The organism is Spirosoma harenae (assembly GCF_054776975.1).
Window position 1 is genome coordinate 18170 of the sequence record NZ_BAAHBD010000007.1, and the last position, 12196, is coordinate 30365.

Here is a 12196-nt window from a genome sequence, read left to right on the forward strand (position 1 = left end):
ATTTGTTGCTTCTCCTCCCCTATTTCAATTCAGAAATTGGCGTATATTTGATGCCATCAACGTCCAGCAATTTTCGGATTCGCGGACTATCTTCGAATACTAGTATGATTTCTTTTTGGTCGATTTCTTCTTCTTCGCTTACCCATTTCCAATCTTCGGCAGTTGCATCCAGCATACTAAATAAGGCGCCAAGCTTTGCCGGATCTCGCTCTTTACTGATTAGTTCAACCGTGTTCGTGAAGTAGAAAACGATCCGATTTTCGTCTAACCATTGTAAGTCATTGAGCGCATCACTCAGCGATTCGATGTTAAAACCGAAATCTGAAATCTCCAGCAAGTCGGCGATCTCTTCATAGAACTGCCTCAGGGTAATTACCTTTTTGCCGTCGATGTGAACAATAAAATCTTTGAAAAAATGGTCTGCTAATTCTTGTTCAGACTGACAGAGAAGTACGTTTGGGTTCATGGGTTCATTGTACTAAATCGTGGATTTTAGATTCGAAGCGTGTTCCACGTGAAACTTGATTATCAGTGACTTGTAATTATATGTAACCAGTTAAACCCTGGTTACTTACGTGTTTTTAGCAAAATGCTAAAGAGATAGTGCAATTAGCATAGCAATAAAAAACCCTCTTTTTAGAGGGTTTCACGATTAGATCAGTTCAACGAAAATAGGGGTATTCGTGCGGCAACCATATTATGAAACATCAACTCGGTGATCATTGGGGTCATGTATTTTATGAGCGGAAATTCTGATATCGACTCCATAACTTCCAGCTCCGAATCCGCTTTAAAAATACACCAGAGTTTTTGTCGATCGATGGAAAGTGAATATGATAGTAAGAAGCCTTTCTCCATAAGCTCTTCTACTTTGAGCCGTTGGGCAGGAATCCGATTTTCAAAACCTTCATCCATGACAGCTGGCAAATCAAATTCAACCATGTATTGACTCATAGGCTTTTTGTTAAGTACTCGCCGGTTGTGGTTGATTTCCGGCTAATAGCAAATTAACAATGTTTAGCTCATCTTCGTTGATTGTGTGCTGAAAATTTGAATATAATTTCGTTGTAATCCGTGCACCCATCTGTTGAAAAATACGCTCCGATTCTAAAACCCGTTCCATCGGAATGTGCGGATCGGTGTCACTACATCCCAAAAAAATCGGTGTATTTTCTAAGGTCCCATCGTAATTTCTAACCGTTTCTGGCGGGCCAATCAAACCGCCACTGAGTCCAAAAACACCACCGTATTCTGATGGATTTCGGGCAACGAATTCGAGTGCAAGACAAGCTCCTTGAGAGAACCCCAGCCAGTAAATTTGAGGTAGTTTGAAATTGAAATCAGCTTGCAGTCGGGCACGAATACTCGCAAGCGTTTCGAGTGCCGAAGACAGGTAAGGCTCGTTCTCTTCAAAGGGTCTCAGAAAGGAATAAGGGTACCATGTATTATTATAAGCTTCGGGTGCGACGAAGGCAAAATCTTTGTCCTGAATATACTCTGATAAGGACAAAATATCTCGCGCCGAACCACCTCGACCATGAACCATAATCATGACTTTAGTGGCCTCCTCTAAAGGCTTGCCAGCCATACGAATATTGTTAGGGTTGTGTCTCATAGCAGTAAGAAATTCAGTATTCGATTTACGATAGCGGAGTAACTCGCCATCTTTAATCAGCCATTGTAAATCGAATACGTTTCTAGTTTAGCGAACAATTATCTGTGGAAGTTCAGCTTCAATTTTGGCGCGACGTGGTTCATATTGTGGAGGTAATTTTAACGCAGTACCCAATTCTGAAACTGGTTCGTCAACAGCAAAGCCTGGAGGATTCGTAGCGACTTCAAACAAAATACCACCGGGTTCGCGGAAGTAGATACTGTTAAAATAATTACGATCTAGCACTTGCGTAACATGATAACCAGCCTCCGATAATTGTTGTTGAATCATTACCTGGGTTTCGTCTGTACTCGTCGAGAAAGCAACGTGGTGTACGGAACCAGCTCCTTGCAACGCATGTACATCCTTGGGAGAATATAAAACGTCTACAAAGTTTCCAGGACCGCCATCACCAGCTTTAAACCGGAACCGGCCTTCCTCCTCTCCTACCAATGTGTGCTGCATCGTATCCGTTAGAAGTTTGACGGTTCGATCAATTTTCAACTCATTCAATGTAACAGTATGAAAACCACGAACAGCGTATTGAGCTGGAATTTTTCCATTGTCCCAACCGGGTCGGCTATCTTCGTCTGTGAACACGAGTTCAATGCCCATGCCATCAAAATCCTCAAATCGGATGTATGTTTCATCGAAGCGTTTGTAAGGACCAGCATAAGGAATGTTGCGTGCATGTAAACGATCCATCCAGAAACTGAGCGAAGCGATTGGAGCTGAAAACGCCGTATACGTTAACTGCCCAACACCCTTACGACCGCGTGGCAAATCACCATAAGGAAAGAATGTCAGGATGGTGCCTGGTGAACCTGTTTCGTTGCCGTAGTATAAATGGTATACATCAGGCGCATCGAAGTTAACCGTTTTCTTAACCAGACGAAGTCCGAGTATATCTGTATAGTAGTCAACATTGCGTTGGGTATCGCCAGCAAGGGTAGTAACGTGATGAAGACCATTTATGAGCGTTTCCATATGCGTAAAAAGTAAGAGGTTAAAATGAATTCTGAATTAAATGTAATAACATTTGATGTATATACATTTAATTTTTAAAGTAAGTTCAAAAAAAATGTCCAGTTGCTAGGCTGGACATTTTTTAGTACATATAACATAACTATTACTCCATGAGGAATGGATAATCCTGTTGCATATAAACATCTTTGAATGCTTCTTCTGCTGGTGGATAAGGAGACTCTTCTGCAAACTTTACAGCTTCATCCACAATGCCTTTTATCTTCTGATCAATAGCGGCCAAATCTTCTTCGGTAGCTATTCCCTTCTCTAAAATGGCAGCCTTTACCTGTTCAATCGGATCACGTCGCTTATAATCTTCAACTTCATCTTTTGACCGATATTTCTGCGGGTCCGACATGGAGTGACCGCGATAGCGATATGTGCGGAACTCCAGGAAGGTTGGACCTTCACCAGCACGAGCACGTTCTGCTGCACGACTTACTGCTTCATGAACCGCTTCAACACTCATCGCATCGACTGGCTCAGCAGGCATATCGTACGCTTCAGCAAGCGTATATAAATCGGTTACGTTCGACGAACGGGCAACCGATGTACCCATTGCATAACCGTTGTTCTCAACAACGAAGATGACCGGGATTTTCCAAAGCATTGCCATGTTGAAGGCTTCGTGTAGAGCGCCCTGACGAACAGCACCGTCACCCATAAAAGTGATGCAAAGGTTTTTAGTCTTATTGTATTTCTCAGCAAAGCCTATCCCCGCTCCCATCGGAATCTGCGCACCGACAATCCCATGTCCACCAACGAAATTGACCGACTTATCGAAAATGTGCATCGATCCGCCTTTGCCTTTTGAAGAACCCGTTTGTTTGGCAAACAACTCAGCCATGATCGCATTAGGGCTAGAACCTAAAGCAAGTGGAATACCGTGATCCCGGTAAGCTGTGATCCATTTGTCATCTTTTGTAAGTGCCGTATAGGAACCTGAGGAACAAGCTTCCTGACCGATATACAAATGACAGAATCCCCGAATTTTCTGTTGACCATACAATTGACCGGCTTTCTCCTCGAATTTCCGTTGCAACTGCATGGATTCGTACCAGTACATATACCGCTCTTTCGGATGCTGTGTTTTCGCAGCGGCCGGAGCCTGACCATTTTGTTTTGGGGTTTTCTCTTTGACGCTTGCCATGAGGAGTTTGTTCGATAAAATCAACAATCACCGACAATTAGTAAATAGACTGACTGTCGTACGAAGCCAACGGTTTCCACGGTGTATTTAACAAACCGACCGTATCTTTGTTGCCATTCTAATATAGTCTGCTATCGGTTGTTCTACTGTAGAGTTTTCCCGATCAGGGGTGATCTAAACAGTTGAGCCCTGAAGCCAAACCAGTTAATGGTTGCGAAATTACGCATTATCGCGTTATGCGCTACACCTATGTACCTTGAAAAACTAAGCCTGACAAATTTTAAGAATTACGAAGATGGTCGATACGGGTTTGGGCCGCAGATAAACGTTATTGTAGGGCCAAATGGTAGCGGCAAAACAAACCTGCTGGATGCCATCTACTTTTTGGCATTAAGTAAGAGTGCGTTTCAGAGCCAAGATGCGCTGAGCATATTGCATAATGCCGATTACTTTATCATCGACGGCATTTTTCAGGAGAAGGAACACAATGGGCATCCTAGTCGGGTACAAATTACGATTAGCTTACAACGTGGTCAGCGCAAAGTGCTAATGGCTGACAAAAAGCCCTATGAACGAATTAGTGAGCACATAGGGCGATTCCCTGTCGTTCTGATTGCACCCAATGACACCGATCTAGTACGGGAGCATAGCGAAGATCGACGACATTTCTTCGATGGCGTCCTATCTCAACTTGATTCAGATTACCTCCGAAACTACCTGATGTATCAACAGGTGCTGAAGCAGCGGAATAGTCTTCTTAAACTATTTGCAGAACGGAATCAGGTCGATAACGATATGTTGGATACCTATGATGAACCGCTTTTGGAGTTAGGTCAGAAGATATATGATCGTCGGAAACAGTTTGTCGATGAATTTCTTCCTGGCTTTCGGGAGCATTACGCTTACCTAAGTGATGGTCGCGAGGAGGTCAATATTGTATATGAGTCGGAACTGAGTAATCCTGACTTTGCGAATGAGTTCCGGCATTTCCGTCGACGGGATACGGTATTGCAGCGGACTACGATGGGTATTCATAAAGATGACTACTCGTTCATGATCGATAATGGCAGTAGTCAGACGATGCCGCTGAAAAAATTCGGATCACAAGGCCAACAAAAGACTTTCGTTATCGCCTTGAAACTGGCTCAATTCGATTCATTAGAGTCCGAGAAAGGGGTTAAGCCCATCCTATTATTAGATGATATCTTCGATAAGTTAGACGACCGACGGATCAGTAAACTGATTCAACGGATGGACGAAGGAGCCTTTGGCCAGCTCTTCATCACCGATGCCCGCCCAGAACGGACCCGTGCGCTGCTCGATAGCGTACAAACGGAAGTACGCTTCTTTGAAATAGGTCAATCCTAGCCAGTTTCTTCAAAATTTCACTCTAAATACCGGCTAAGTAAGTCTGGTAACCATCCTCTTACGCCCATAAATCGTCAGACTAGCCAACGGTTCGTCGGACTTTTAGGGTATTTCACGCAGGTTTTTAGGCCGTTCATCATTTCATAAAAAATAAGATGGAAACTGAGAACTATATTTGAGTTTCCAGAGTTCATCCTGTAAAAATTCTATTTTTTGATGAAACAAAGGATTCTGGCAGAGGCTGAACGGTTATTCTGGAAATATGGTGTACGATCCGTAACAATGGAGGATATCGCGAAACAACTCGGTATCTCAAAGAAGACAATTTATCAACATTTCAGCGACAAAGAGCAGATTTTATACCAGGTTATCGAGGATAAATCGCTTAGAAATCTTTCAGAAATGGATTGTTTGGTTACAGAGGGGACTAATCCGGTTGAAGAGATGCTATATGTATTACGCATGATGCAGAAACACCACGATCAAATTAGCCCTAATCTGTTGGTCGATGTGAAGCGATACTATCCACAGGCTTTTGCCCTGTTCAGACAATATAAGGAAGGACAGATAATGCGATCTATTCTTGAAAATATCCAAAAAGGTATTGAACAAGGTCTATATCGGTCCGACATAAATCCGGCTATTTTGGCTCGTCTACGGGTTGAGCAAATCGAACTTGCTTTCAATAGTGACATCTTCCCATCTGACCAATTTACTATGCAACAAATTCAATATGAACTGATCCATCATTTCGTGCGCGGAATGCTGACAGAGAAAGGATTCACCATCTACAACCAGTATGTTAATCAGTACAACCATGAAGTTCAATAAGACAAAAATAGCGGTAATGATCGGACTGCTCTCGTTCGTGAGTAGCGGATCCTTATTGGCTCAGAGTAAGCAGGAGTTATCGCTGAATGAAGCCATTAAGTTCGCTGTTGAAAATAACATCAATGTAAAAAACTCGGGCCTAGACGCGCTAAGCTCAGAAGCTCGGATTCGAGAGGTTAAGTCAACGGCTCTGCCACAGGTAAGCATTGGAAGTCTGCTAACGTACAATGCGATTATTCAGAAGTTTATTCTGCCAGCTGGTGGTTTTGGAGGTCCTACTTCATCAACAGCCACTAGTGGTAATCAGCCCGAAAACGCGAGTGTGACGGCCATTCCGTTCGGCGTGAATTTCCAGGGAAACGTACAGGCAACACTAAATCAGTTACTCTACGACGCTAGCTATAAACTTGGTTTGAAAGCCGCTGCCACGCTGCGTGAACTGAGTCAGAAAAACGTACAGGCGTCAAAAATTACCGTAGCCGAACAAGTAGCCAAAGCCTATTATAATGTACTGGTGAGCGAGGAGCGAATAAAATTGCTGGACTACAACATTGCCCGTATCGACACGCTTCTGAACGAAACAGTAGCACTTAACAAACAGGGATTCGTTGAAAAAATTGACGTAAATCGGTTGGAAGTTCAATCCAATAATTTGAAGGCCGAGCGTCAAAATGTGCAGAATCTGGTTGGCCTAAGTTATTACCTGCTGAAATTCCAGATGGGTCTGGGTATCAATGACCCCATTGCATTGACAGATAAAATTCAGGATTTGAACCTGGAAGAACTCGAGCGTTCGGTAGCAGTTACACCGGATTTCGACTATAACCAGCGAATTGAATTTTCAACGTTACAAAGTCAGATACAACTCGCCGATCTTGATTACCAAAGTGTAGGGAAACAGTATCTGCCCAGGGTGGTTGGATCAGTGGTATACGGTCATAATAATGGGCGTAACAACTTAGGTGAGTTTTTCACAACGCAATGGTTCAATTCCGCAGCAGTCAATATACAAATCCAGGTGCCCGTTTTTGACGGTTTTCAGAAACGATACGCAGCTCAGCAGAGAAAATTCGCATTAGAGAAAGCTAAACAGGGCAGCAATTTGTTGAAGAATTCCATTGATCTACAGATTAGACAAGCGCAGATTACAACGCAAAATAGTCTACAAACTTTGCGTACCCAGAAGCGTAATCTGGATCTGGCTCAGGAAATCCTTCGAGTAACACGCATCAAATACAAAGAAGGGGTTGGGTCAAACATCGAAGTATTGAACGCCGAAAGTTCATCGCGGGAAGCGCAAACCAACTATTTCGCATCATTACTGGATTTTATGCTCGCGAAAGTTGATGCGGATAAAGCCAGTGGCAAACTCTACATAGGACAGTAAAATTAATCCAGCTACAAGGTTCCATACTTCAATTCAATGCGGCCTTGTGCTTGAAACCTGAAAACAAGATTTAAACAAGTTTAAAAATGAAACCATACTACGCTATTGCCCTGATGAGCTTATTAGCGGCCTGCTCGGGGGAAAAAAAGTCGGACCTGGAAACTAAACGCGAAGAGCTCAGCGAGTTGAAAACGCAACAGGGCGAATTAAACACGAAGATTAAAGCACTGGAAGCGGAATTGACCAAACTCGACCCGAAGAAACAGGAAGATGTCCGCGTGAAAGACGTAACGGTTGCTCCATTGACAGCTAGTACGTTCAAGCATTTTGTTGAGTTGCAAGGTACTATCGACGCCAAAAACAACGTACAAGTATCCCCTAAATCAGGTGGAGTTGTTACGGCAGTTTATGTGAAAGAAGGTGACAACGTACGGGCTGGACAAGCAATTGCCAAAGTAGACGATCAGTTGTTACGTGAATCGATGGAAGAAGTCAAAACGCAACTGTCGCTGGCAAACACCGTGTTTGAAAAACAGGCTTCGTTGTGGAAACAGCAGATTGGTACGGAGATTCAATACCTACAGGCAAAGAACAACAAAGAGTCGCTGGAACGTCGGCTGAGTACGTTAAATACCCAACTCGGCCAATCGACTGTAACAGCCCCTATTTCGGGTGTTGTTGACCACGTTATGGTGAAAGTAGGTCAGTCAGCAGCTCCAGGTATGGGCCTGGTTCAGGTTGTGAATCTGTCTCAGCTAAAAGCGGTGGCTAAAGTTTCGGATACGTATTCAGGAAGTGTGCGAAAAGGTGATGCTGTCGATATTGAATTCCCGGATTTGAATAAGAAATTGAATTCGAAAATTTCATTCGTAGCGACGACTGTTGATCCGTCAAACCGAACATTTACCATTGAAGCTCCCCTCCCATCAGATAATGCATTGAAGCCGAATATGCTGGCCCGAATTAAGATCAACGATAAAACGCAAGCCAAGGCAATCGTCATTAATCAAAATCTGATTCAAAGCACAGAAGCTGGTCAGCTGGTTTATGTTGCTGTAAATGAAGGCGGTAAGAAAATTGCAAAGGCTAAAACGATTAAAACGGGGCAGTCGTACGGCGGCCAGATTGAGGTGACGCAAGGGCTACAGTCGGGGGATCAAATCGTAACGACTGGTTATCAGGATTTGGTGGATGGACAACCAATAAACTTTTAGTCAATAGTTGTCAGTCGATAGCCATCAACGATTATCGACTGACAACTGACGACTGATGACTAACGACTATTTTTATGAAATTTGAACAGTATAAAACCCTCGGATTCACCAACTGGTGCGTTGAAAATCGGACGGCGATTTACATCTTCACCTTCCTGATAACGATTGGTGGATTGTTCGTCTACAATAATCTGCCGAAGGAGCAGTTTCCGGATATTAAAGTTCCACAGGTATATATTAATACGGTTTACGTAGGAACGGCTCCGGCTGATATCGAAAATACGATCAACAAGCAGATTGAGAAGCAGTTGAAGTCGATATCCGGTGTAAAACGGATTAAGTCGAATGCCTTGCAGGACGTATCGGTTATTCTGGTTGAGTTTAACCCAGATGTAGAATCAGCTGAAGCCTTGCAGCGTGTGCGTGACGCCATCGACAAAGCGAAACCTGATCTGCCGCAAAAATTAGATGCAGGCCCAACGGCGCAGGATGTCGATTTTTCGGAAATGCCGATTATGAACATCAATATGGCCGGTAATTTCTCGCTGAAACAGTTGAAAGAGTACGCTGAGGATTTACAGGACGTAATCGAAGGAATGCCCGAAATCCGACGTGTCGATATCGTTGGAGCTTTAACGCGGGAGGTTCAGATTAATCTTGATCTAGCCCGGATGCAGTCGGCAGGTTTGGCGTTCACCGATATTCAACAAGCTATTCAGGGTGAGAATATTAACGTATCAGGTGGTGAACTGCCCGTCGATGGCATTCGTCGGACGGTGCGTGTGAAAGGTGAATTTACCGACGTATCGCAGCTTCAAAACCTGAATATTCGTACTGCAACGGGCGCTACGATTCGTTTGGGCGATATTGCTGAAGTAACTGACAATTTTGAAGAACAGCAGGATTTTGCCCGGTTGAACAACAAATCAGTTGTTACACTGAATGTTATCAAACGGGCGGGCTCTAACCTGATTTCGGCTGCCGACCGAATCGAAGAAACCATTGCGGAATATAAAACAACGCATTTCCCTCCCGGTCTGGATGTAAAAATCACCGCCGACCAATCTGAGCGAACCCGCGAAAGTGTGAATGACCTGGTGAACACAGTTGTACTGGGCTTCATTTTCGTTGTACTCGTATTGATGTTCTTTATGGGTGTTCGCGACGCCATTTTCGTTGGTCTTTCGGTACCCTTATCAGCACTGGTTGCTTTTGTGTTGATGCCCGTTGTTGGGCCAGTTGTAGGCACTTCGTTTACGCTGAATATCATGGTGTTGTTTGCCTTTCTGCTTGGATTAGGGCTGGTAGTTGATGATGCTATTGTGGTTATTGAAAACGCACACCGACTCTTCAATCAACATAAAGACTGGGATATCAAAAAAGCCGTAAAAGCTGCTGCTGGCGAGGTGTTTGCTCCCGTATTATCGGGTACATTGACGACGATTGCACCGTTCTTTCCGCTTCTTTTCTGGCCGGGCATTGTGGGTGAATTCATGAAGTTCCTGCCGCTTACGCTGATTCTGACCTTGTTTGCGTCGCTGTTTGTAGCTTACGTAATCAACCCCGTGTTCGCCGTTACGTTTATGAAACGGCACGATGAGAGTCACCATGACGAGAAGCCAACTTTTGAGCAGATCAAACGCCCTGTTCTGATTCTGACTGCCCTGGCTGGTGTCGGCTATGTCATTGACCGAGGTATTGGTAACCTGTTTGTACTGTTCCTGATTCTGTACGTCTTTAACCATTATGTGCTTACACCGAAACTGATTGTGCCATTCCAGGATAATCTTTTACCAGGACTGAAGAATGGCTATCGTAAATTGATTTCGTGGATTTTGCACGGCTGGCGTCCAGTATTTGCTATCGTCAGTGCGTTTGGTTTGCTGATTTTGACCTTCTTCATCGTAGGTATCGCAAAACCAAAAGTGCTCTTCTTCCCAAGTGGTGAGCCCGATTACATTTACGTGTACAATGTAATGCCGATCGGTACGGATGCGCGTGTTACCAACGCGACAACAAAGGAAATTGAGAAGCGAGTGTTCAAGGTTATGGAAGATAACAAAGCCATGGGCATCGTAAACTCGGTTATTTCCAATGTCGGTAAAAACGCTGGTGACCCAATGAATCCCGACCGGTCAGCAACTCCCCATAAATCGAAAGTGACCGTAGCGTTTGTTCCTGGCGTAGAACGTAATGGTATTTCGACGGATTCATTGCTGGCTAAAGTTCGCGTAGCAATGCGCGGATTGCCAGGTAGCGAGATTTCTGTCGAACGGGAATCGAATGGTCCGCCAACGGGTAAACCAATTGCCATTGAAATTGCCGGTGAAGAATTCGATGCACTGAAAAAACTGGAAAATCAGGTTAAACAGGCAATTGCGAAAGCAGGTATTCAGGGGATCGACCAGTTAAAATCAGACCTGATTACGAACAAGCCTGAAATCGTTATTGATATCGACCGTGAGAAAGCTGAGCGGGAAGGTATTTCATCGGGTCAGATTGCGATGGCTATTCGGACCGCTTTATTTGGTTTGGAAGTATCGAAATTCCGGGATGCGAAAGATGAATATCCGATTATGGTACGCCTGAAACAGGATGACCGTAGTCAGATTGATCGCCTGCTAAGCCTGAATATCGTCTATCGCGACATGGTTATGGGTGGTCAATTGCGCCAGGTTCCGATTACCTCAGTGGCCAATATCAGCTACTCGACAACCTTTAGTCAGATCAACCGGAAAAATCAGGAACGTCTGGTAACGCTCAGTTCCGATGTGGTACCGGGCTACAATGCAAACCAGATTGTCGCTCAGATTCAGCAGGTAATTGATCAGATGGAAGTTCCGAATGGCTATACCGTACGTATGGGTGGAGAGCAGGAAGATCAGCAAGAGTCCATGAGCTTCTTGGGCGCTGCGTTTGGTATTGCCCTGATGCTCATTTACCTGATTATGTCGACCCAGTTTAACTCGGTCGTGAAGCCGCTCATTATCTTCGTTACTATTCTGTTCTCGCTGATTGGGGTACTACTTGGATTTGTGATCTTCAACAAGGATTTCTCCATTATCATGTCGGGCGTCGGTATCATTGCCCTGGCCGGTATTGTGGTGAAAAACGGGATTCTGCTCATTGAATTCATTGAGGAATTACGTGGACGAGGTGTGCCGCTTCGCGACGCGATCATTGATGCGGGTGGTATTCGTCTGACGCCAGTATTATTAACGGCTTCGGCAGCTGTACTGGGCTTGATTCCGCTAGCTTTAGGGATAACCGTCGATTTTGTAAGCCTATTCCGTGATTTCAATCCACACCTCGTCGTTGGTGGCGATAGCTCGGTATTCTGGAACATTCTGGCCTGGACCATCATTTTCGGTTTGACCTTCTCAACCGTTCTGACATTGGTAGTTGTACCTTGTATGTACTGGATAAACGAGCGTATCCGGATGAAGTGGTTTGGTAAGAAAGACCCTGCGCTGGAATTCGTGGAGGAACCCGAAGAAGAACTGGTATAGTTTTGAACGATAAGTGGTGAACGATGATTGATAAGTAACATGCGTCAGCAAACCTAT

The 12196-nt window shown here is 44.3% G+C and carries 10 protein-coding genes; 5 read left to right on the forward strand and 5 right to left on the reverse strand.

Annotated elements, in window-relative coordinates:
- Positions 1 to 19: 19 nt before the first annotated feature.
- The 5 genes from ACYVE4_RS06000 to pdhA all read right to left on the reverse strand — a co-directional run bounded on the left by ACYVE4_RS06000 (position 20) and on the right by pdhA (position 3830).
- Positions 20 to 466 (reverse strand): barstar family protein, encoded by a 447-nt coding sequence (locus ACYVE4_RS06000; RefSeq protein ID WP_460996074.1) that lies wholly within the window; start codon positions 464 to 466, stop codon positions 20 to 22.
- Between the two features lie 191 nt (positions 467 to 657).
- A complete protein-coding gene (locus tag ACYVE4_RS06005; RefSeq protein WP_157584116.1) occupies positions 658 to 954 on the reverse strand; it encodes a muconolactone Delta-isomerase family protein in 297 nt (98 codons plus the stop codon).
- A gap of 10 nt (positions 955 to 964) precedes the next feature.
- Entirely contained in the window at positions 965 to 1615 is a 651-nt protein-coding gene (locus ACYVE4_RS06010; RefSeq protein WP_460996075.1) for an alpha/beta hydrolase, read from the reverse strand.
- Positions 1616 to 1702: 87 nt separating this feature from the next.
- Positions 1703 to 2641 (reverse strand): ring-cleaving dioxygenase, encoded by a 939-nt coding sequence (locus tag ACYVE4_RS06015; RefSeq protein ID WP_460996076.1) that lies wholly within the window; start codon positions 2639 to 2641, stop codon positions 1703 to 1705.
- A gap of 142 nt (positions 2642 to 2783) precedes the next feature.
- Positions 2784 to 3830, reverse strand: a complete 1047-nt coding sequence (gene pdhA, locus ACYVE4_RS06020) for a pyruvate dehydrogenase (acetyl-transferring) E1 component subunit alpha (protein ID WP_460996077.1) — start codon at positions 3828 to 3830, stop codon at positions 2784 to 2786.
- A 249-nt stretch (positions 3831 to 4079) separates the two neighbouring features.
- Here pdhA and recF point away from each other — a divergent pair, with 249 nt between their 5' ends.
- The 5 genes from recF (at position 4080) to ACYVE4_RS06045 (ending at position 12139) form a co-directional block, all read left to right on the forward strand.
- Positions 4080 to 5198 (forward strand): DNA replication/repair protein RecF, encoded by a 1119-nt coding sequence (gene recF / locus ACYVE4_RS06025; protein WP_460996078.1) that lies wholly within the window; start codon positions 4080 to 4082, stop codon positions 5196 to 5198.
- Positions 5199 to 5414: 216 nt separating this feature from the next.
- Positions 5415 to 6029 carry a TetR/AcrR family transcriptional regulator gene (locus tag ACYVE4_RS06030; protein ID WP_460996079.1) on the forward strand — a complete coding sequence of 205 codons (615 nt, stop codon included), beginning with the start codon at positions 5415 to 5417 and terminating at the stop codon, positions 6027 to 6029.
- Positions 6016 to 7416, forward strand: a complete 1401-nt coding sequence (locus ACYVE4_RS06035) for a TolC family protein (protein WP_460996080.1) — start codon at positions 6016 to 6018, stop codon at positions 7414 to 7416. Before ACYVE4_RS06030 ends, ACYVE4_RS06035 begins: the two co-directional genes overlap by 14 nt.
- Positions 7417 to 7502: 86 nt before the next feature.
- Positions 7503 to 8630, forward strand: a complete 1128-nt coding sequence (locus tag ACYVE4_RS06040) for an efflux RND transporter periplasmic adaptor subunit (protein WP_460996081.1) — start codon at positions 7503 to 7505, stop codon at positions 8628 to 8630.
- Between the two features lie 74 nt (positions 8631 to 8704).
- Complete coding sequence (locus ACYVE4_RS06045; protein ID WP_460996082.1) at positions 8705 to 12139, forward strand: efflux RND transporter permease subunit; 3435 nt, start codon at positions 8705 to 8707, stop codon at positions 12137 to 12139.
- The last annotated feature ends 57 nt before the right edge of the window (positions 12140 to 12196 follow it).

What these genes read in the sequence shown, in the direction of transcription:
- recF (WP_460996078.1), top strand. Translation starts at nt 4,080, where the DNA reads ATGTACCTTGAAAAACTAAGCCTGACAAATTTTAAGAATTACGAAGAT.
- ACYVE4_RS06015 (WP_460996076.1), bottom strand. Translation starts at nt 2,641, where the DNA reads ATGGAAACGCTCATAAATGGTCTTCATCACGTTACTACCCTTGCTGGC.
- ACYVE4_RS06010 (WP_460996075.1), bottom strand. Translation starts at nt 1,615, where the DNA reads ATGAGACACAACCCTAACAATATTCGTATGGCTGGCAAGCCTTTAGAG.
- ACYVE4_RS06040 (WP_460996081.1), top strand. Translation starts at nt 7,503, where the DNA reads ATGAAACCATACTACGCTATTGCCCTGATGAGCTTATTAGCGGCCTGC.
- ACYVE4_RS06005 (WP_157584116.1), bottom strand. Translation starts at nt 954, where the DNA reads ATGAGTCAATACATGGTTGAATTTGATTTGCCAGCTGTCATGGATGAA.
- ACYVE4_RS06035 (WP_460996080.1), top strand. Translation starts at nt 6,016, where the DNA reads ATGAAGTTCAATAAGACAAAAATAGCGGTAATGATCGGACTGCTCTCG.
- ACYVE4_RS06000 (WP_460996074.1), bottom strand. Translation starts at nt 466, where the DNA reads ATGAACCCAAACGTACTTCTCTGTCAGTCTGAACAAGAATTAGCAGAC.
- ACYVE4_RS06030 (WP_460996079.1), top strand. Translation starts at nt 5,415, where the DNA reads ATGAAACAAAGGATTCTGGCAGAGGCTGAACGGTTATTCTGGAAATAT.
- pdhA (WP_460996077.1), bottom strand. Translation starts at nt 3,830, where the DNA reads ATGGCAAGCGTCAAAGAGAAAACCCCAAAACAAAATGGTCAGGCTCCG.
- ACYVE4_RS06045 (WP_460996082.1), top strand. Translation starts at nt 8,705, where the DNA reads ATGAAATTTGAACAGTATAAAACCCTCGGATTCACCAACTGGTGCGTT.